Raw genomic sequence first — 20316 nt, forward strand, 5'->3', positions numbered from 1 at the left:
GTTTTGACTACTAATACCATTGATCTGCTAAAGTCTGTTGCTAATATTACCAGCAAGCAAAATAAACCCGCAATCAAGACGGCATTGCTTGATGAGCTTGAAAATTTATTAACTTTTGACGTGATTACGCTATTGAAAGTAGAATCGAACTCAACGAAGGAGCATCGTCATCAAATGGAACTAGTTGCGATTCGTTATAATGAATCTGCCATTACTGATTGTTTAGAGACAGATTTTAGTTCCGATCCACAAGTTTTAAACTGCGTTACCGATAAACATTATCAAGTTGGGGCATGTGATAAATATAACCAACTGACATTACCACTTTTAGTTAAAAATCAAGTTTATGGCGTATTAGTGATCTATTTAGCTAAGCTTGATAAAACACTCATTAAAACGATTGAGCAACTCACAAACATTACCGCAAATTTACTCGGTACCATTCATGAAAGTGAAATAGATACCCTGACCGGATTGTTAAATCGAAAAACGTTAGAGCATAATTTAAGTGATTTTTTTTCTGATTTAAAACCCAGAGAACCCCACCTTTGTCCTTCTGAAGATGTTCACAATTGGTTAGTTATTCTAGATATTGATAATTTTAAACTGATTAACGATAAATATGGCCACACTTACGGAGACGAAGTTCTGTTATTGTTTTCAGATATTATGAAACATAATTTTCGTCATAGTGATATGTTGTTCCGTTATGGAGGGGAAGAATTTATTGTTGTAATCAGTTTTGTTACTGAATCTCAAGTTATTGATATTTTAGAGCGTTTCCGGTTAGCAGTCGTTTCTTATTTGTTCCCTCAAGTTGGGCGAGTAACAATGAGCGCGGGTGCCTCTCGAATTAACCCAAGTTTGCACCCTAACACAGTCATCGAACAAGCCGATAAAGCGCTGTATTTTTGTAAAGAAAATGGCCGAAACCAAGTAGCGCTCCATCATCAATTGGCAGTCAAAAAATTAATTGAGGCCGTTGATATCGACAGTGATATCGAACTTTTTTAGTTAATTTAAAAAAGTTGCTACTTGAGTAGCAACTGAATCGTTTTTACTCAATTAAACTTGAGCATCTAAACTTTGACCATTCACCGTTAAACTCTCATCAGACATTAAGTAAAGATAAGCTGGCATTATCTCGTCTGGTTGCGCAATTGTGTTTGCGTTTTCAGCAGGGTAGGCTGTCGCTCTCATTTTTGTGGCTGTTGCGCCTGGGTTAATACAATTAAAACGGATTTTTGTATTGTCAAACTCATCGGCTAGTAATTGCATTAAGCCTTCTGTAGCAAATTTAGAAATAGCATAAGCTCCCCAAAACGCTTTTGCTTTTCGGCCCACTGATGAGCTGGTAAAAATAACCGACGCATTGTCTGATTTTTTTAGTAGCGGAATTAAACACTGAGTCATAACGAATGCTGCATTCACATTCACTTGCATCACTTTCTCAAGCATATCTTGAGGCCATTGCTCAAACGGCATAATCGTGCCAAGTTGACTAGCATTGTGTAAAATGCCATCAAGCTTACCAAAGTTGTGTTCAATTGTTTCGGCCATACCTTGGTAATGCAGTTTGGTTGCGCCTTGCATGTCTAACGGCACTATAGCTGGCTCAGGATAACCAAGTGATACAATTTTATCGTACACTGACTCAAGTTTTTCAGTCGTTTTACCAAGTAAAATGATCTCTGCGCCTAACTTAGCAAATGCTAATGCGGCACTTTTTCCAATGCCGTCACCTGCACCTGTCACTAAAATGGTTTTACCGGATAAACAATTTGCTTGTGGAGAAAATGAAAACATAAAAAACATCTATTAATATATATAAGCTGCTCATTTTAGCTAAAAAATACCTTCACCCCAATTGCTAATCGTTAAAACTTGATTTTTTTTTAATATATATCCTTAAATGAGTTAGGTATCATACCTAACAGACTTAAAGATTCAGCTTTTTGCATGGATAAAGTCGCTAGGGTCTGTTGACGTTTGGAGTACAAATTTTGTTCTAACTAAACGCTTTTTGATCGCGACGCGAGATATGTAGCATAGTTATTCTATGTCAATATCGAGCAACAAAGAGCAAAAAGCGTTTAGGACGAACCCGAAGGGCAGCGTTTGTTTGGCATTTCTACTGTGTTGCCCCACATGGATGTGGGGTAAGGTGACTTTGCAGGAGCATAAAGTCTTTATAGCTCATTTATGTAGCCCACTACACGTCAATCGCTATGCCTTGTATAAATACCAAACAAACAGCTGCAAAATTGTACCCAAAAGGTCAACAGACCCTAGCTATATTATATTTAATCAGAGGCACAAAATGGCACGAATAGTTGGTTATAAATTTAAAGGTCAATATAAAGAGATTCAATTTTCGTATGACAGATATAGAGATAAACATGAAGCAGTTGCAGCAGCAGAAGGAATAGACCTACGCCAATTTTTAAAAATGGAAGAGCAACTCAAACAATTTCCAAAACAAGGGGCGGCCCAAAAAGACTTTCGCCAAAATGAATTTAAACGAATGGGGTTAACTGACATTCACTTTATCCGTGAAGACGATTAGCGCACATTAAATTTTTGAGTGCATTTTTCAGCCGTTTGCGTGGTATGTATTCAAGGGTGCTTGAGTAAAGCGTGTTTATGTCGCACACCAAGTGCACCTCAAGCCTCTATATGCGCTAATATTTCAAAAATACATTACAAAACCTTTACATTAAAAATCATCAATTCAAGCTTCATTCCTTTATAATTGTGTGATGAATGACTCAATTTATAATTTGAATGAAGCCGTTACCTAACTTATTTAAACTGTTCTGCTTACTCACAACTTTGCTGCAAGGTTGTGCGAGCTCTGTTGATAACGAGCAAATGTTAAACCAACATTCGAATCAACATAAGATACCAGCGCCTGAACGATGGACTTATTTAACACAACCGCATTATCAGCCTGAAAACACGTCTTTAGCCGATAACAACTCTCTCATTGTATTACCAAACGAGTTAAAAGAACTGATTCAGCAAGCCTTAGTAGCTAATCAAGAGCTTGCTATCGCCATTGCCCGTTTCTCGGTTTCAGCCGCTGATTTAGATATGAGTAATGCAAAGCAGCTTCCTACACTTAACGCGTCTTTAAATTCGTCCCGCTCACAACGGCTAACAGGTGTTAACAGTAATATCCAAGACAAATCAATTAATAATAGTTTTACGGGGGCGTTGCGTTTTAATTGGGAACTTGATTTATGGCAACGCCTAGCAGATCAAGTTAAAGCTTCTGAATCTGATTTTTATGCATCCGAACAAGATTTATTAAACGTTAAGCAGTCTATTATTAGCCAAGTGGTCGCTACTTATTTAGCTCTCGCTGAAAACCATAAACTAATCGAAAATACGCAAGCTAATTACAACAGTCAGCGACAGCGAGTTGAGATAACCGAATATAGACTAGATAAAGGATTAGCTGATAGCTTAGATCTTCGCCTTGCCAAAAATAACTTGTTTTCGATTCAGGCCAATCTTGCTCAGCAGGAACTCAATTATGCCAAAGCCGAGCAAAAAATGAATGTGCTTTTAGGTCGGTATCCAGGCACAAAACTTAACTTAAAATTAGACTCGGTTGAACTCGCCACGTTTAAATTGACGATTTCACCGACCCAAGTATTAACTCACAGACCGGATATTAGAGCAGCAGAAGCCAGAGTTGCGAGCGCATTTAGCCGCTGGAAAAGTGCAGATAAAAATAATTTGCCAAAAATTAATTTAACCGCGAACTTTAGAGGGAGTCGAGAAGAAATTGCGCAATTACTAGACTGGCAATACTGGCTGGCGAGCATTGCAGTTGACTTAACGCAGCCTATTTTTGATGGTGGAGCAATTGATGCTGATATTGCACAAAAATCGGCTAGGCAGCAATGGGCTTGGGCGCAATACCAAAAAAGCATATTAAATGCATGGCAAGAGATTGAACAAAATTTAGCCGCTGAGTACGCGCTAACGAAAAGGCATAAAGCATTAGAGCAAGCGTACCTGCAAATTGCCGCCTCTGAATCTTTATTAATTAACCAATATGAGCAAGGCTTAATTAAAAGTTTTGATTTATTGTCAATTCAAACTCGCCGAATGAATACCGAAATGAATAAAATACGTGCGCAATATGCGGTTTTAAATAACCGAGTAGGCTTAATGTTAGCACTCGGGCAACCTTTTTCGGTAGACCAAAATATCAATGCTGCTAATGAACAAAATGAGCGCCAAAACTGAGATAAATAAATATGGTATTTAACAAACAAAAATTAATTAATATCAAAGGGGCAATTATTAAATGGCTAGTGACACCCATTGTATTATTAGGGTTAGCATATAGTGGTTATCAATGGCTAGAAAATAACAAGCCAGAACCAGAAAAACGGCTTAATAAAGTAAAGCGTGTTAAAGTTTTCACTATCAAAACCACTAACCAAAGCAGCCAATTATTAGGTTACAGTCAAGGGCTTGTTTCACCCTCATCTCGGTTTGATTTAAAAAATGAAGTGGAAGGCAAAATTAGCTATGTATCGCCAAATATGGTTACTGGCGGCGTGATAGAAGAGGGCGAATTATTACTTGAAATAGAGCCAAGCGAATATGAGCTTAATGTCGTTCAGCGTCAAGCCAAGGTTGCACAAGCAGAACAGCAACTTGCCCGAGCCAAAGCCGAAGCAAACGCCTCACAAGTAGAATTAAAAAGCTTAGGTCGGACAAAAGCGTCAGATTTAGCACTCGGGCTACCGCAATTACGTCAAGCTAGCGCGTTACTTGACTCTGCGAAAGCAGAATTAAAACTCGCTAAATTAAACTTAGCTCGCACCAAAATATATTCGCCATTTACGGGGCGAGTAGAAAAAGAAAATATTAATATTAACCAATATATTAATCGCAACACCAATTTAGCAACGGTTTTTTCAACCGAAACAATGGAAGTGAGGTTGTCGATGACGGCGAAGCAATTTGCACAAATCGAATTACCCATTGGCTATTACCAAAGTTTTGAAAATTCAAAATTTCCGGTACGACTGTACAGTGAAATGGCAGGAAAAGAAGTGAGCTGGTATGGCAAAATAGTAAGAACAGAGGCAGTGATGGATAACCGGACCCGTACTATTTATGCTGTGGCACAAGTTCAAGACGCTTATTTAAATCAAGCCACACCTTTATTAAGCGGCTTGTTCGTATATGCTCAAATTAAAGGTCGAGCAGTAGAAAATACGACCAAATTGCCACAACAAGCGCTTCGAAATAACTCAGAATTATGGTTAGTCGATAAACAAAAAAAGCTGCGCATAATAAAAGCCGATATAGTACAGCGAACACCTGATTTTATTATTGTTAAAAACTTAGAGCCCAATACTTTAGTGATCACCTCAGCATTGGCTATTCCAACAGAAGGGCTAAATGTGGTTCCCATTATTCAACCATCACCCAATGAAATCGACTCCAGCACAAGTAAATTGAGTCAGCATCAACAGTCGCACAATAAATCGGCAAAAAAAAGTGAATCATTGACCGAAGAGGAAATTAATAATGCCAGCTAATTCAGTGTTAGCTTGGTGGATTAAAAATCCTATCGCAGCTAACTTAGCCATGCTTACGCTAATTATTGCTGGCGTGATGAGTTATTTATTTTCGGTTGAAAAGGAGCCATTTCCGACCGTCAAATTGCCAATTATGGATATTACCATGCGATGGCCTGGTGCGAGCCCACGAGATGTCGAAGATCAAATTATTGTCCGTTTTGAAGAAGCAATTAAAAATGTGGAAGATATTAAATTTGTCGTTTCTAATGCTTTTGAAGGTGTTGCTCGAGTCAGCGTTATTGGTAAAGAACGAGTTAATAAACGTAAATTTGCAGATGATATTCGCGAGAAAATTAACTCAGTAAATGGGCTTCCTAATGATGCTGACGCGGTTATTGTCACCGAACGAACCAAACGCGAACAAATGATTAGAATTGCTTTGCATGGTTATATTGATGAATTAACTCTAAATAAAGTGGCACGTGAAATCAGACGAGAAGTCGCATCCTTACCCCTGATCTCTTTGGTTGTAATTACCGGTGATACCAATGAAGAAGTATCGATAGAAATTTCGGAAAAAGCACTGCGCCAATATAATTTAAGTTTTGATGAAGTAGCAAATGCCATTCGCTCTCAATCCGTTAATTTATCTGCTGGAGCGGTGCGCAGCGAAACTGAAACTTTTACTTTAAGTGTGCGCAGCCGTGCAGAAAAACAAATGGATTTTGAAAGTTTAACTGTACGTCAGACTGATGATGGCGCTACCTTGTATTTAAAAGATGTAGCTCAGGTGGTGGATGGACTGCAAGTTTCAAAACGCTACTCTTCATTTGACGGTGAACCCGCTATTTTGATTGATGTACTTAATTCTGATTATATGAATATTCCTGAAATGTCAGGAAATGTCAGAAAGTACATTCAAAACAAGCAGTCTAGATTACCAGATGGACTTCAATTAACGGTTTGGGAAGATTGGAATGATGCATATGAAAGTCGTTTAGACTCAATTTTTGATAATGCGATTAGTGGTTTAGTACTGGTTTTTACGCTGTTATTGTTATTTTTACAACCCAAAATAGCATTATGGGTTAGCATGGGAATAGGCACTGCTTTTGCCGCAGCATTTTGGTTACTACCCGCATTTGATGTATCGTTAAACATGATGTCTTTATTCGCGTTTATGATGGTTATCGGCATTGTGGTGGACGACGCCATTGTGATTGGTGAAAGCATTCATAGTGCGCATGAAAAAGGGCATCACGGTGATGAAGCTGCGTTTTTTGGCGTATCAGAAGTTTTTAAACCGGTTATTTTTGGGGTATTAACCACTATGGTGGTGTTTGCGCCTATGGCTTTTTTACCAGGCAGTACCGCTGAATTTACCCGTGCTATTTCGATTGTTGTTGTCTTAGCATTAGCATTTTCGTTATTTGAAGCTTTATTTATCTTACCTTGCCACTTACGGCATTTAGCGGATGATACGCCACACAAAAAAGGGAAATTAGAAAAACTGCAGCAAAAAGTCGCTAACGTAATGCATTTTTTAGCAGACAAAGTTTATGCGCCTTTAATAAAAGTCTTTTTACAGTGGCGATATTTAGTGGTCGGGCTATTTATATTAGCGCTGTTTTGCTCAATCAAAATGTTGAACGATAATTATATTTTACAATCGTTTGAACCTAAAATTGAAGCCGATACCATTCGCTTAAATGTCACTCTTCCTGAAAACGCTTCGTTTGACCGATTACAACAAGTACTTGAGCAAATGAATCAAGGTCAAGCTCAATTGACTGAGTATGTACAAAATATCGATCCGGCCAATGAGAGCGCCTTTATAGCCCATTATTATAGTCAAATTAAAGGCAGCAGAGTAACCAGTTTTTTAAAATTAGTACCTCAAGATAAGCGTGCTTTAACTACGGAAAAAGCGACAAATCTATTAACAGAAATGATTGGTGATATCCCCGATGCTGAAGAAATTGAATTTAAATCAACCTTAAATGAACGGGATCCTAAAATCCGATTTATGGTGCAAGGAGAGAATCTCGATGCGATATCAGCAGCCGTTGTCGATTTAAAATCACATTTAACTCAGTATGATGATATTTATATGATTCGCGACAGCTTAGATAAAGGGAGTAAAGAAATTACGTTCACGCTTAAACCAGGTGCGGAAATGCTGGGCATCAATATCCGAGATGTTAGCAAACAGGTGCGGCAAGCTTTTTTTGGCCAAGAAGTTCAACGTCTACCAAGAGAAGGTGGAGATTCACGTGTAAAAGTACGTTATTCAAGGCAAGAGCGAGAAGCGTTAGACTCCTTATATCAACTTAAAATTCGAACGAGAGATAAGCGTGAAATACCGCTTATGAGTGTAGTCGATTTTGAAATGCGTCCAGGTATTAATCGAATTCAACGTCGTGACGGACAAAAAGTGGTCTGGATTTGGGCTGAATACGCGGGCGATAACGCCTGGGCTCTTAAACGAAAAATTCAAGATAACTTTTTCCCAGAATGGCGAAAGCGCCACCCTGAGGTATCAACTGATCGAGGTCAAAATAAAAACCAAGAAGACTTTATGCAAACGGTTTATTACCTAGAAGGGATGGCTTTACTGGTTTCGTACATGCTTTTAGCCATTGCATTTCGTTCGTATTGGCAACCTTTTTTAATCATGTCAGCCATTCCTTTTGCTTTTTTAGGTTCTATTTTAGGTCACTGGTCACACGAGGTTTATTACGGTGCCTTTTCAATGCTGGGCATTTTGGCTGCTGCAGGGGTTGTTGTGAATGATAATCTGGTGCTGGTTGATTGTCTAAATAAGCTAAAGGCAAAAGGCTTTAGTGCGTATGATGCGACCAGAGAAGCCGGTCGTTTAAGATTTAGAGCCATTATTTTAACGTCGTTAACAACTTTTATTGGGTTAATCCCTATGTTGTCAGGTGATAATGAGCAAGCTAAATTTTTAGTGCCCATGGTGGTGTCGCTAGCTTATGGCGTTTTAGCGGCAACATTTACGACCTTAATTTTTGTGCCTTGTTTATATTTATGTAGCTTAGATATTTCAAATAAATGTAAACAATTGGTTCAGTGGTGGCGGCAACTTGATCAAGTAAAGCCAGTCACTAAATCAAATTAAGCTAAAACCCTAACTGAATGACTATTAGCTGGCTTGAGCGACTCGCTTTCTAATAATCATTCAGTATAATCATGCCTATGATCTCTTTAGATAAAATACTTTATGTCTGATTCTCAGTCTCCACAAGATATGCGGATAATTCCAACCGCGCGACCTGCTAAAGCGGTATTTGATTGGTTTAGCCAAGCATTCAAGCTTTTTAGTGCGTTTAAGCTGCAATGGGCAGGTTTTATTTTAATGGTTTATGCCTGTTTTTTTGTACTCGCTATGATTCCATTTATTGGTGAATTACTCATTAGTTTAATATTGCCTGGTATGTTTTTAGTCGTCGCGAGTGTGCAAAACAATCAGCAGTTTGTTCCCGCTCGATTATTTGAAGGCATTAAATATCATTTAAAACCGTTATTGCATTTATTTTTAATTAATTTCGGTGCAGCTTTAGTTGCCAGTACATTGGCGGTACTTGTAGTGGGTGAAAATGCGATGTCCTCAGGAGATGCTGCACAAGTACTTTCTTTTATGGGCACTATGTTAGTGATCTATTTACCTTTTATGATGGGCTTGGCTTTTGCGCCTGCTTTAATCGTTATTGATAAATTACCTGCCATTGATGCCTTTAAAATGTCATTTAAAGGCTGTTTTAAAAACGCAATTTCGCTAACGATATTTAGCGTCATTATCATGTTCGCATTTGTTATCGCCATGATTCCTATGGGCCTTGGTTTATTGATTATGTTGCCAGTGATGCATTGTATACTATTTGTAATGTATCAAGATATTTTTAGACACAAAGCTCGCTTTTCAATATCTGATTATCCAAATGAACAATCGGGTGATGATTCGGATCAAGATGGCAGTTTTATGGTGTAGCACCAAAAAAATTTTAAAGCATCACGTTTATAACACGTCAGCAGTTATACAGGTAACTCAAAATCTAGAAAAACTAAATAAAAGGCCATATCAATTTTATGCAAGCATTAGACTTATTGTTAAATCGTAGTTCGTATAATAAATTAATTTGTCCAGCGCCTGAAGGTGAACAATTAACCCAAATTTTAAAAGCGGGTATGCGTGCACCTGATCACGGTAATTTGTCGCCATGGCAATTTATTGTTTTTAAAGATAAAGGCTTGAACGATTTAGGCGAAATTTATGCCGAGGCAGCAGAGCAAGACGCGTTATCAGCCGACAAAATTGAAAAAGCTAAAAATATGCCAAGTCGAGCCCCTTTGGTTATTGCAGTCATTGCCAAAGTTCAAGCTGAGCATAAGATACCTGAAATCGAGCAAGTAATAGCTGCTGGTTGTTGTGTTCAGGCCATGCAAATGGCAGCGGTTGCACAAGGTTTTCAGGGCATATGGCGAACGGGCGCTTATGCTTATCATCCTCATGTAAAAAAACAATTTAAACTTGCAGAGCAAGATCTTATTGTTGGTTATCTTTATTTAGGCACCGCTGAAAATGAAGCGCCGATAAAACCAGAAAAAGATTTATCTGCACACTTACAATATTGGTAACTCAGTATTGGTAAATAACGAGTAAATTTTAGTCGCTAAATAGCTAAAAATGACTAACGCCGCTCCCTGGCTTTTTTGAACAAAATTATTTTTAATTTATTGATCGATAAAGTCATATTCATCGTTTAAGCTTAAATTAACCGATAATATAATTCAGGAGCGGCCAATGACAACAAATAAACCATTAAATATTGGCATTAGTGCATGTTTATTAGGTGAAAAAGTCCGGTTTGATGGTGGACATAAATCTTTAACGTTTGCCCAGAATACCCTATCTAAATATGTTAATTACCATCCTATTTGCCCAGAAGTGGGGATCGGCATGTCGATTCCCAGAAAGCCAATTCGATTAATCGACGATAATCAAATCATTAAACTGGTTGATAGTCGAGATTCTAGTATTGATTACACCAATAAAATGAATCAGTTCGCTGAACAAAAGTGTCAACATATGGCGCATTTAAATGGCTTCATTTTAACGTCGAAATCTCCAAGTTGTGGGATGGAGCGAATGAAAGTGTTTGATAAAGACGGTAATTTACAGCACCGTAAAGGCGTTGGTTTATTTGCTAAAGAGCTGATGCAACAACACCCCAATTTACCTGTAGAAGAAGATGGTAGGCTTAGTGATAAAAGCTTACGCGAAAACTTTATTGAACGAATTTATATCCACGCGCAATGGCAAAATCAAGTTGCTCAAAGTGAACAATTAAAAGATCTAATTGATTTTCACAGCTGTCATAAATATCAAATTATGGCGCATAGTTATCAAGCCTATAAAGATTTAGGCAAGCTGGTTGCTAACCATGATAAAAAACCAATCGAACAATTAAAAGAGGCCTATTTTTCAAGGTTAATGCAAGCGTTGAAACAAATTGCCGGTCGTAAAAAACACTGTAATGTATTAATGCATATTCAAGGTTATTTTAAACGCGATATTAAACCACACGACAAACAAGAGCTAAGCCGGCTTATATTGCATTACCGACAAGGGCTAGTGCCTTTATTAGCGCCGCTCACGCTGATTAAACATTTTTTAATGCTATACCCAAATGAGTACTTAAATCAGCAAAGTTATTTTAACCCATATCCTTTAGAGATGGGGTTAAGCGGTTAACAAGTCGCTATTTATTTAAGGACAAAAAATGCAATTAGTTTGGTTTAGAAATGATTTAAGAAGTTTAGATCATGCAGGTTTAACGAACGCTTTGAATACAAAAGAGCCTGTGATTAGTGTTTTTATTGCAACTGAAAAACAGTGGCAATCACATGATATGGCGCCGATAAAACGCGACTTTATGTATTCCAGAGTGGCAGATTTATCCTCGGCTTTGGCTGAACTTAATATCCCACTTATTTTAATAAAATCAGATACTTATCAAAATAGTGTGCAGCAAATCCTTGACTTGTGTCAGAAATATCCGATAAACCGGGTGCATGCTTGCGCTGATTATGAATTAAATGAAAGGGTAAGAGACAAAAATGCTCAGCAGCAACTCTCAACTCTCGGTGTTAAATTTAATCTCTATCATGACTCTGTCATTTTTCCACCAAAATCAATAACTAAAGCTGATGGCGGTTATTACAGCGTTTTTACGGCTTTTAAAAAACAGTGGCTGCAGCATTTTGCGCAACATAACGCCAATTGTTTTGCCAAACCACAAGCCCAGGCTATTCAATTTGACAACCATAAAACATTGGTGAATTGGCTTAATGAAGCTAAGCACAAGCCGCAAAGTGTGGACGATAAATTAGCGTCATTTAAAACGCGATTAACGCCTCATCAAACTCAGGTTTCGTCAGCAGATGCAGCTGAAAGTTTTCCGACTGAAGAGTTAGCTATTTTAAATCGATTACGCACTTTTTGTCGGGAGCAAGTTCAGGATTATCAACAAAACCGAGATTTACCCAATTTATCCGCAACCAGTTGTTTGTCTGCGGCTTTTAGTTTGGGGTGTATTAGCCCTCGGCAGGCAATTAATCGATTATTGGTAGAGCAGGGCGAAGCCGTATTCAATTCAGATTCAGGCGCTGCGACTTGGTTAAGTGAATTAATTTGGCGTGAGTTTTATCGCCATTTAACCGCGATTTATGATGATATCAGCAAAGGTTTTGCCGTTAAAACGCAGTATCAAAATTTACCATGGCGTAATAATAAAACTGAATTTGATGCCTGGTGTCAGGGAAAAACCGGTTTCCCGATTGTCGATGCCGCTATGCGACAGCTAAATCAAACTGGCTGGATGCACAACAGGTTACGAATGATTGTCGCCAGTTTTTTGATTAAAGATCTGCAAATTGACTGGCGTTGGGGTGAGCAATATTTTATGCAAAACTTAATTGATGGCGATTATGCCGCTAATAATGGGGGCTGGCAGTGGAGCGCCTCAACTGGGCACGACGCTGCGCCTTATTTTCGTATATTTAACCCAACCACTCAAAGCGAACGCTTTGATAAACAAGGTCACTTTATTCGTAAGTTTTGTCCTGAGCTGGCTCAATTGCCTGACAAGTATATTCACAAACCGCATCTATATGAAAGCCTCAATCAATCACCAATCGATTATCCAAAACCAATTGTCGATCATAAAACGGCCCGTGAAATAACGCTCAATATGTATGCCAACAAATAAATTTATCTATCGCGGTAATCCTAAGTTGCTTTTCTGCAGTATAAATAATAAGTACATAAGGCGGCTTAATAAGGAATAAACTATGCACGACATTAAGTTAGATGCATTTATAGATGTGTATCAAGCGCTCAATATTCAAAATATAGAGCGCTTAGACAGCATTTATCATCCATCGATACAGTTTATCGATCCTTTGCATCATATCCACGGGTTAATTGAGTTAAAGCAATATTTAGCTCATATGTACCAAAATACGATTAGCTGCCAATTTAATATTCTGTCTAAGCAGATAGTAAACGACCAAGCTTTTTTAACTTGGGTGATGACATACCAGCATAAAAAAATAGGTTCAGGTAACTGCATTGAAGTCGATGGCGTGTCTAGACTTAAATTTGACCAAGATAAAGTCATTTTTCATCGAGATTATTTTGATTTAACTCAAATGTTATTTGATCATTTACCTGTGATTGGCTGTACAAGTAAATACATTAAACAAAAAGCAGCTTCTGTATGAATATATTGATAACGGGCGCAACTTCTGGCATTGGTCAAGCGCTGGCGCTTCATTATTTAGCACAAGCCAATTCACAAGATCACGTTTTTGTTATTGGTCGTAGCCAAAACAAATTAAGTTTACTTGAAGACAAAGGTGCTATATCGCTTGCGTGCGATTTAACGCAAAAACAAGCCGTTTTGAATTTAGCAGCGGATATTTCAAAGCGAGCAGAACATCTAGATTTGGTCATTTTAAATGCAGGCAATTGTATTTATTACGAGCCTGAGCATAATGAAAATGCAGCCAATTCGTTATCATCTGTATTGGTTAAAAACATAGAGTCTAATTTATTTACAATGGCTTACGCTATTGATTTAGTTTTGCCTTTTTTAACTCGGTCCACCAGTCGAACACAGGCACCTAAGCTGGTATTAATGGGCAGTTTAGCCAGTGATTTTCCTTTTACAAAATCGCAAGGTTATGGTTCATCTAAAGCGGCGGTTGCTTACTTGGCCAAAAGTTTACAGGTTGATTACCCACAAATTAACGTAAGTTTGGTTCAGCCTGGTTTTGTTAAAACCCCACTCACTGATAAAAATGAATTTAAGATGCCAGCTCTAGTAAGTACAGATCAGGCCGCAGATGCTATCGTCTCGGGGATTGAAAACAATAAAAGCCTGATACGTTTTCCAACTATATTTAGCTTTATTATAAAGTGCTTAGGTGCTTTCCCTCTTGGTTTACAGCTCTATATAGCTAAAAAAATGAAACAATAATAATTAAGGTCACCGTTATGGAAAATAGCACTTCATCAACAGAATCTAACATCCCATCAACAGAAACTAATTTAAAAATTGCGGTCATCGGTTCTGGCATTTCAGGCTTAGTGAGTGCGTGGCAATTATCGCAAAAATATCAAGTGTGTTTATTTGAGCAATCAGATACGTTAGGTGGCCATACTGCGACCAAACAAATTGACTATCTAGGCAAGACTTACTCAATTGATACAGGGTTTATTGTATTCAACGACTGGACTTACCCCAATTTTAACCGTTTTTTAGATAAGCTTAGGGTAAAACACCAGCCAACAACCATGAGCTTTAGTGTCAAAAATGAAGCGGACAACCTTGAATATAATGGCAATACATTGGCCAGTTTATTTGCACAAAAGCGGAATATATTTAAACCCAAATTTTATAAATTTATTAACGAAATTATTAGATTTAATAAGCTAAGCAAACAAGTGCTAAATGGTGATGTTGCAGAATCGGAAGCTTTGTTAAATGATTCTTTAGCGCACTTTTTAGCGCGGTTTAATTTCTCTGATTATTTTGCCACCAACTATATTTTAGCCATGGGCGCTGCTATTTGGTCCTCAGGCTTAGACGGAATGAAATCTTTCCCTTTAAAATTTTTCCTGCGCTTTTTTAATAATCATGGTTTGCTTAATATTACTAACCGCCCCCAATGGTCAGTCGTTAGCGGCGGATCTAGACAGTATATAGATGCCTTATTACCCAAAATGCCTCAAGTTGATATTAGGTTAAACAGCCCGGTAAAAAGCGTTAGGCGCTTGGCAGACAAATCATTCATCGCAATTGAGGTAAATGGCCAACTTGAGTATTTTGATAAAGTGATTATAGCTTGTCATTCAGACCAAGCATTGGCCATGTTAGAGACACCAAGCCAAGCTGAGAAAGCCATTTTGGCAGACATCGAATATGCCAATAACGAGGTTATTTTACACACCGACCATCGCATTTTACCTAAAAGACGAGCGGCATGGGCTGCCTGGAATTATGATTTGTCGGCAACTAATAAACAGGCTGCTACCTTAACTTACAATATGAATATACTTCAGGGAATAAAAAGTGACACCACTTTTTGTGTGACGTTAAATCAAACCGAGCAAATTGATTCAACAAAAATTATCGGCCGTTACCAATATGCACACCCTGTCTATAATCAAAAAAGTATTAATGCGCAACAAAAACGCGCTGAGATAAATGGTGTTGATGGTATCTATTATTGTGGAGCTTATTGGTACAACGGGTTTCATGAAGATGGTATTCGTAGTGCGTTAGATGTGTGCTCGTTATTAGAGGCTAATTATTTTGACTAAGCAAATTGGGGCATCATTCCATGGCTTTAATAGTGCCATTTATCAAGGCACGACTTATCATAAGCGGTTCACGCCTAAAATACATGCGTTTAGCTATCCTATTTATTTTTTGTGGCTAGATCTGGATGAAATTCCTTTGCTTCATCAAAATATTAAATATCTCTCCAGTAAAAAATATTCGATTGCTAGCTTTAATGAAGCGGATTATCAGCCTGATGATTTTGCCAATATTGACCAGCCAGAACTCATGTTTAAACAAACGCTCAAGCAAAACATGATCAATAAAGCCTATTCATTAGGTGAAAAAGCGCAAATAGATCAGGTATTTTTACTGGGTCAAATTCGAACTTGGGGCCTGTATTTCAGCCCGGTTAATTTTTATTATTTATATCAACAAGGTCGACTTATTTCGATCTTAGCTCAAGTCAGCAATACGCCATGGAATGAAAAACACTATTATTTAGTGCCATTTCAAGCAAACACTTATATTTGTGATAAAGAATTTCATGTTTCTCCATTTAATAATTTAGATATGCAGTACGCATGGAAAACGAGTGAGCCGTCTCAAAACTTAAACCTACATATTGAGAATATTAAAGACGGAAAACTCTTCCACGCTGGCATCTCACTCAAAAGACAAGCACTCAACAATAAAAATTTTAACCGCCTATTGATCAAATTTCCTTGGATGTGCGTAAAAACTATATTCGCTATTTATTGGCAAGCAGTTAAATTGTGGCTCAAAGGCATTCCTTTTTATGGTTATGTTGAGCATAAAAAATAAAAAAATAGGAGTACCCAATGGAATCGAGTGAATTAACTAATCAGGTTAACAAAAAAACCAGAACTGAAGAAAAAAACAGTATGATAACTCGATCAGGCTTTGATAACTGGGTTAATAGCCTTGCTCGTAAACTGGTGTTCAAAAAGTTAAACAATATTAAACACGGCCAAATTATTATTGATGAAAAAGGTAAACAGTATCATTTTGGTCGTCACAACCAGCAAAATGCTCATTTAGTTGCCAAGTTAGAAGTATTAACCCCAGAATTTTATAAACATATAATGCTAAATGGCAGTATAGGTGCTGGCGAAGCTTATATGCAGGGTTTATGGGCTACTGAAAACTTAACCACCTTAATTAGAATTTTTAGTTTAAATACAAGTGCTACCGATTCAATAGACTCAGGCATGGCATCTATCTTAAAACCATTTGAAAAAATCTATCACTGGTTTAATCGTAATAGTCTATCGGGTTCAAAAAGAAATATATCGGCTCATTATGATTTGGGAAATGAAATGTACCGCTGCTTTTTAGACCCTAGCATGATGTATTCAAGTGCAATTTACCCAGACAAAAATATGAGTTTAAACGACGCCTCTGAATATAAGCTTAAACACATTTGCGAAAAATTAGATCTTCGCGCTGAGCATCACTTATTAGAAATAGGAACAGGTTGGGGCGGTATGGCTATTTTTGCAGCTAAATATACAGGCTGTAAAGTGACTACAACGACCATTTCTCAAGCGCAGTTTGACTATGCAACGCAAGCCGTTAAAGAGGCCGGTTTAACCGAACAAGTAAAAGTGATTATGTTCGATTACCGGGAGCTTTGTGGGCAATACGACAGACTTGTTTCGGTTGAAATGATTGAGGCTGTAGGACACGAATACTATCCGGTATTTTTTCAAAAATGTGCCCAACTCCTAAAACCTGATGGGGTTATGTTAATTCAAGCGATTACCATTGCCGATCAACGTTTTGATTATTATTTGAATAATGTCGATTTTATCCAAAAATATATTTTCCCTGGTGGTTGTTTACCGTCTGTTGAACAAATGGCGAAACAGGTTTCGCAATCCACCGATATGGTTATCAGGCATTTAGAAGATATTGGTTTACATTACGCACAAACGTTAGCTGATTGGCGAAGTAATTTTTTTCAAAATATAGAACAGATAAAATCTCAAGGATATGATGACCAGTTTATCCGTATGTGGGAATTTTATTTGTGCTATTGCGAAGGCGGCTTTAGAGAAAGAGCAATCTCAACGGTTCAACTCGTTTTAAATAAACCAGATAATCGTTCAGACAGTCCGTTAATTAATCATCATTCAACCACTAAGTAGGATTAATTTATGTTGGCATACTTGACTCAATTTAAGTCTGCTCATTTAAAACTTAGTCTACTATTTGTGGTCGTGATTATGGGCATGAGTATCAGCTCTCAATCGCTTGCCAGTGAGGATGCCTTGTTAACCTCCGATAGTCCTAAGGCTATTTCCCATTCAATTAAACTATTTTGGCTGACACAACCGCCCATTGGCCAGGCTAATTTAAGTGTGCTTTGGTGGGATGTTTATGATAGTTGGTTTTATTGTAAAAATAGCGCAGAGTTTAAAGCGCAGAGACAGACATACAGTGAAAACATAAAGCGAAAACAAACAGATGTATATTCTGAACTTAAGCTGTTAGCTAATTTGTGTGAACAAGCCGCATTAAAAATACAGTACAACCGAGATATTGACAGCGATGATTTAGTGGATGAAACGAAAAAGCAATGGGATAAGCTTGGGTTAGACCGAAAAAAATACCAAATTTGGTTACAAACTTTAAGCCAAATATGGCCGGATATTAAAACCGGAGAACAGCTCATTTTTGTGCTGCAAACGACATCTCAAGATAAAACCTTAAAAGATGCCAACCCAAACACGAATAACCAATACCAAGGCCAGTTTTTTTATCAAAATGAGTCTTTAAAAGTGATAACCGATTCAGAATTTTCACTGGCTTTTTTAGCAATTTGGCTAAGTCAAAAAACAACTGAACCAGAGCTTCGACAGCAACTCTTAAGTTTGTAGTAGCTTTGTAATAGACGAACTGTGACAGGTATTATAGGCGTTAAAAATATCTATATTTATCACTTGATTTTTACTGGGTTAGACATATTATGTCTTTATCTTTAATTTGTTAACTTTAACGTAAGTTAATTAATGAGACCCTTAAATCTGTGGTTTTTAACCGGAGTTTATATGCAACGTATTATTCTGTTTTTGGTTACAAATTTGGCAGTTATGCTGACATTAAGCATCGCCATGAGTGTTATCTTTTCAGTCTTTGGTATTAATGCCAGAGGTTATGGAGGGTTATTGGTAATGGCCTGTGTTTTTGGCTTTGGTGGTGCTTTTATTTCATTGTTAATGTCAAAGTGGATAGCTAAACGCTCGGTTGGCGCTATGGTTATTGAGCAACCCCGAAATAGCACAGAGCAATGGCTGGTTGAAACCGTTCGCCGTCATGCTAAACAAGCCAAAATAGGTATGCCTGAAGTCGCCATCTTTAATTCACCAGAAATGAATGCATTTGCAACAGGTGCAAATAAAAATAATGCTTTAGTCGCGGTCAGTTCGGGGCTATTAAATAATATGACAAAAGACGAAGCTGAAGCGGTTATCGGACACGAAGTTAGCCATATTGCCAATGGCGATATGGTCACGCTCACCTTGATTCAAGGTGTGGTCAACACCTTTGTCATTTTCTTAGCCCGAGTGGTCGCCGGTATTATTTCAAATGCTACACGTTCTAATGATCAACAAGGCGGTGGGTTAGGCGGCTTTGCCTATTTTGCGATTGTATTTGTACTAGAGATGCTATTTGGTATTTTGGCCAGTATGGTTGTCGCTTGGTTTTCAAGAAAACGAGAATTTAGAGCAGATGCTGGCGGGGCGTATTTAACCAGTAAACAAGCGATGATGAGTGCACTGGAGCGCTTAAAACAAAGTCACGAAAGTCGCTTAGAAGGCTCTATCATGGCCTTTGGTATTAAAGGTGGAAAGTTAGTCAATTTATTATCAACTCATCCACCTTTAGATAAAAGAATTGAAGCGCTTAGACAATCCTAATTCGTCCCGAATTCTCATCAATCGACTCACTTTAAAGCAGAACCACATTGGTTCTGCTTTAACCTCAACTCGGGCTAATTAATATTTAGCGGCGCAGCAACGCTTAAATTTTTTACCTGACCCACAGGCGCAAGCTTGATTTTTAGATATTGCTTTGCGCTTTACAGCCAATTGTCCTTCTGTGTAATACCAAGCGCCTTCTAGCTTAATAAACTGCGAGCACTCCTGCATTTCAACCAAATCGTTAGCATCAATATAACGTGCAATAAATTCAACTTCTGCACTATTCTCAGTTTTTACCCGATCGGCGATTACAGTGAGTCCTATAAATTGGACTGATTTAGCAAAACGATTAATCTCCGCCAATAAATTTTTATCTCGGGTATCTGGCGCTTGTGTCTGATAAATATAGTCAACTTTGGCTTGTTGATAAGCGCTATATCTTGAGCGCATTAATTGCTCAGCTGTTTCTGGCCTTTGCGTTTGATTGATAAAAGGTTCGCAACATTGCTCAAAGGGTAAATTAGACTGACAAGGGCACAACATAATAAAAATCTTTTAATTTAAAAAGGGGAATGACTTTATTTTATCATAAGCAAAGCGTATAAAAGATGGAAACTCGCATACAAAATAATGGATATGAAAAATAATATTGTAAGCTTAATCTGTTTTATTACGCTTTTTATAACCGCTTGTAGCCAACAACAGGCATATCACGCAACACAAGAAATGGGCAAAAACATTGCTAAATGTGAACTGATTGCGGATTATTTAGAACGAGAGCGTTGTTTTGCGCAGTTTGATAAAAGCTACGAGGAATACAAAAAAGAGCGTGATGCAATAATTAATCGTAAACAATAAAAAAGATACTTTGGGGTTTTTCGCTTTTTTAAACTAAATTTAAATAATCTGAACTTTCGATAATAAGTTAGCTAATATCTTGAATTAAAAGCC

19 protein-coding genes are annotated in these 20316 nt (G+C 37.7%); 17 read left to right on the forward strand and 2 right to left on the reverse strand.

The annotated features are described in order from the left end of the window. Window positions 1–3 precede the first annotated feature (3 nt). A complete protein-coding gene (locus OLW01_RS06685) occupies window positions 4–1014 on the forward strand; it encodes a GGDEF domain-containing protein (RefSeq protein WP_268075994.1) in 1011 nt (336 codons plus the stop codon). Between the two features lie 51 nt (window positions 1015–1065). On the opposite strand, the gene OLW01_RS06690 is transcribed toward OLW01_RS06685, so the two are convergent. Then, window positions 1066–1806, reverse strand: coding sequence for a YciK family oxidoreductase (locus OLW01_RS06690; RefSeq protein WP_268075996.1), 741 nt, complete (start codon window positions 1804–1806; stop codon window positions 1066–1068). 514 nt (window positions 1807–2320) lie between these two features. On the opposite strand from OLW01_RS06690, the gene OLW01_RS06695 reads away from it, so the two are divergent. The 15 genes from OLW01_RS06695 (at window position 2321) to htpX (ending at window position 19362) form a co-directional block, all read left to right on the forward strand. After that, window positions 2321–2566 (forward strand): DUF2960 family protein, encoded by a 246-nt coding sequence (locus OLW01_RS06695; RefSeq protein ID WP_268075998.1) that lies wholly within the window; start codon window positions 2321–2323, stop codon window positions 2564–2566. Between the two features lie 305 nt (window positions 2567–2871). Continuing rightward, window positions 2872–4260 carry a TolC family protein gene (locus OLW01_RS06700; protein WP_268076000.1) on the forward strand — a complete coding sequence of 463 codons (1389 nt, stop codon included), beginning with the start codon at window positions 2872–2874 and terminating at the stop codon, window positions 4258–4260. An 11-nt stretch (window positions 4261–4271) separates the two neighbouring features. Next, window positions 4272–5570: an efflux RND transporter periplasmic adaptor subunit gene (locus OLW01_RS06705; protein ID WP_268076001.1), complete on the forward strand. Its 1299-nt coding sequence runs from the start codon at window positions 4272–4274 to the stop codon at window positions 5568–5570. Further along, window positions 5560–8691, forward strand: coding sequence for an efflux RND transporter permease subunit (locus OLW01_RS06710; protein WP_268076003.1), 3132 nt, complete (start codon window positions 5560–5562; stop codon window positions 8689–8691). The genes OLW01_RS06705 and OLW01_RS06710 overlap by 11 nt, the downstream gene beginning before the upstream one ends. Window positions 8692–8793: 102 nt before the next feature. Beyond that, window positions 8794–9561 (forward strand): BPSS1780 family membrane protein, encoded by a 768-nt coding sequence (locus tag OLW01_RS06715; RefSeq protein ID WP_268076004.1) that lies wholly within the window; start codon window positions 8794–8796, stop codon window positions 9559–9561. Between the two features lie 98 nt (window positions 9562–9659). Beyond that, the gene (locus tag OLW01_RS06720; RefSeq protein ID WP_268076005.1) at window positions 9660–10208 is read left to right on the forward strand and encodes an NAD(P)H nitroreductase; all 549 of its coding nucleotides are present in this window, start codon (window positions 9660–9662) and stop codon (window positions 10206–10208) included. 166 nt (window positions 10209–10374) lie between these two features. Next, the gene (locus OLW01_RS06725; RefSeq protein ID WP_268076006.1) at window positions 10375–11325 is read left to right on the forward strand and encodes a YbgA family protein; all 951 of its coding nucleotides are present in this window, start codon (window positions 10375–10377) and stop codon (window positions 11323–11325) included. Between the two features lie 28 nt (window positions 11326–11353). Further along, window positions 11354–12841 (forward strand): cryptochrome/photolyase family protein, encoded by a 1488-nt coding sequence (locus OLW01_RS06730; RefSeq protein WP_268076007.1) that lies wholly within the window; start codon window positions 11354–11356, stop codon window positions 12839–12841. Between the two features lie 82 nt (window positions 12842–12923). After that, the gene (locus tag OLW01_RS06735; RefSeq protein WP_268076008.1) at window positions 12924–13355 is read left to right on the forward strand and encodes a nuclear transport factor 2 family protein; all 432 of its coding nucleotides are present in this window, start codon (window positions 12924–12926) and stop codon (window positions 13353–13355) included. Then, window positions 13352–14113: an SDR family NAD(P)-dependent oxidoreductase gene (locus OLW01_RS06740; protein ID WP_268076010.1), complete on the forward strand. Its 762-nt coding sequence runs from the start codon at window positions 13352–13354 to the stop codon at window positions 14111–14113. Before OLW01_RS06735 ends, OLW01_RS06740 begins: the two co-directional genes overlap by 4 nt. A 17-nt stretch (window positions 14114–14130) precedes the next feature. Further along, a complete protein-coding gene (locus tag OLW01_RS06745) occupies window positions 14131–15459 on the forward strand; it encodes an NAD(P)/FAD-dependent oxidoreductase (RefSeq protein WP_268076012.1) in 1329 nt (442 codons plus the stop codon). Beyond that, entirely contained in the window at window positions 15452–16243 is a 792-nt protein-coding gene (locus OLW01_RS06750) for a DUF1365 domain-containing protein (protein WP_268076014.1), read from the forward strand. The genes OLW01_RS06745 and OLW01_RS06750 overlap by 8 nt, the downstream gene beginning before the upstream one ends. Before the next feature lie 80 nt (window positions 16244–16323). Then, the gene (locus OLW01_RS06755) at window positions 16324–17589 is read left to right on the forward strand and encodes an SAM-dependent methyltransferase (protein WP_268076173.1); all 1266 of its coding nucleotides are present in this window, start codon (window positions 16324–16326) and stop codon (window positions 17587–17589) included. Window positions 17590–17598: 9 nt separating this feature from the next. Next, on the forward strand, window positions 17599–18321 hold the full coding sequence (locus tag OLW01_RS06760; protein ID WP_268076016.1) for a hypothetical protein: 723 nt from the start codon (window positions 17599–17601) through the stop codon (window positions 18319–18321). 171 nt (window positions 18322–18492) lie between these two features. Then, window positions 18493–19362, forward strand: coding sequence for a protease HtpX (gene htpX, locus OLW01_RS06765; RefSeq protein ID WP_268076018.1), 870 nt, complete (start codon window positions 18493–18495; stop codon window positions 19360–19362). Between the two features lie 78 nt (window positions 19363–19440). On the opposite strand, the gene OLW01_RS06770 is transcribed toward htpX, so the two are convergent. Next, the gene (locus OLW01_RS06770; protein ID WP_268076020.1) at window positions 19441–19908 is read right to left on the reverse strand and encodes a YchJ family protein; all 468 of its coding nucleotides are present in this window, start codon (window positions 19906–19908) and stop codon (window positions 19441–19443) included. Between the two features lie 93 nt (window positions 19909–20001). On the opposite strand from OLW01_RS06770, the gene OLW01_RS06775 reads away from it, so the two are divergent. Next, on the forward strand, window positions 20002–20223 hold the full coding sequence (locus OLW01_RS06775; protein WP_268076022.1) for a hypothetical protein: 222 nt from the start codon (window positions 20002–20004) through the stop codon (window positions 20221–20223). The last annotated feature ends 93 nt before the right edge of the window (window positions 20224–20316 follow it).

This window comes from Catenovulum adriaticum (assembly GCF_026725475.1).
Lineage (GTDB): Bacteria > Pseudomonadota > Gammaproteobacteria > Enterobacterales > Alteromonadaceae > Catenovulum > Catenovulum adriaticum.

Excerpts from the sequence above, each read along its gene's own strand:
- OLW01_RS06715 (WP_268076004.1), top strand. The coding sequence starts at position 8,794 with ATGTCTGATTCTCAGTCTCCACAAGATATGCGGATAATTCCAACCGCG.
- OLW01_RS06705 (WP_268076001.1), top strand. The coding sequence starts at position 4,272 with ATGGTATTTAACAAACAAAAATTAATTAATATCAAAGGGGCAATTATT.
- OLW01_RS06775 (WP_268076022.1), top strand. The coding sequence starts at position 20,002 with ATGAAAAATAATATTGTAAGCTTAATCTGTTTTATTACGCTTTTTATA.
- OLW01_RS06725 (WP_268076006.1), top strand. The coding sequence starts at position 10,375 with ATGACAACAAATAAACCATTAAATATTGGCATTAGTGCATGTTTATTA.
- OLW01_RS06740 (WP_268076010.1), top strand. The coding sequence starts at position 13,352 with ATGAATATATTGATAACGGGCGCAACTTCTGGCATTGGTCAAGCGCTG.
- OLW01_RS06710 (WP_268076003.1), top strand. The coding sequence starts at position 5,560 with ATGCCAGCTAATTCAGTGTTAGCTTGGTGGATTAAAAATCCTATCGCA.
- OLW01_RS06755 (WP_268076173.1), top strand. The coding sequence starts at position 16,324 with ATGATAACTCGATCAGGCTTTGATAACTGGGTTAATAGCCTTGCTCGT.
- OLW01_RS06760 (WP_268076016.1), top strand. The coding sequence starts at position 17,599 with ATGTTGGCATACTTGACTCAATTTAAGTCTGCTCATTTAAAACTTAGT.
- OLW01_RS06695 (WP_268075998.1), top strand. The coding sequence starts at position 2,321 with ATGGCACGAATAGTTGGTTATAAATTTAAAGGTCAATATAAAGAGATT.
- OLW01_RS06770 (WP_268076020.1), bottom strand. The coding sequence starts at position 19,908 with ATGTTGTGCCCTTGTCAGTCTAATTTACCCTTTGAGCAATGTTGCGAA.
- OLW01_RS06700 (WP_268076000.1), top strand. The coding sequence starts at position 2,872 with ATGTTAAACCAACATTCGAATCAACATAAGATACCAGCGCCTGAACGA.
- htpX (WP_268076018.1), top strand. The coding sequence starts at position 18,493 with ATGCAACGTATTATTCTGTTTTTGGTTACAAATTTGGCAGTTATGCTG.
- OLW01_RS06730 (WP_268076007.1), top strand. The coding sequence starts at position 11,354 with ATGCAATTAGTTTGGTTTAGAAATGATTTAAGAAGTTTAGATCATGCA.
- OLW01_RS06720 (WP_268076005.1), top strand. The coding sequence starts at position 9,660 with ATGCAAGCATTAGACTTATTGTTAAATCGTAGTTCGTATAATAAATTA.
- OLW01_RS06745 (WP_268076012.1), top strand. The coding sequence starts at position 14,131 with ATGGAAAATAGCACTTCATCAACAGAATCTAACATCCCATCAACAGAA.
- OLW01_RS06735 (WP_268076008.1), top strand. The coding sequence starts at position 12,924 with ATGCACGACATTAAGTTAGATGCATTTATAGATGTGTATCAAGCGCTC.
- OLW01_RS06690 (WP_268075996.1), bottom strand. The coding sequence starts at position 1,806 with ATGTTTTCATTTTCTCCACAAGCAAATTGTTTATCCGGTAAAACCATT.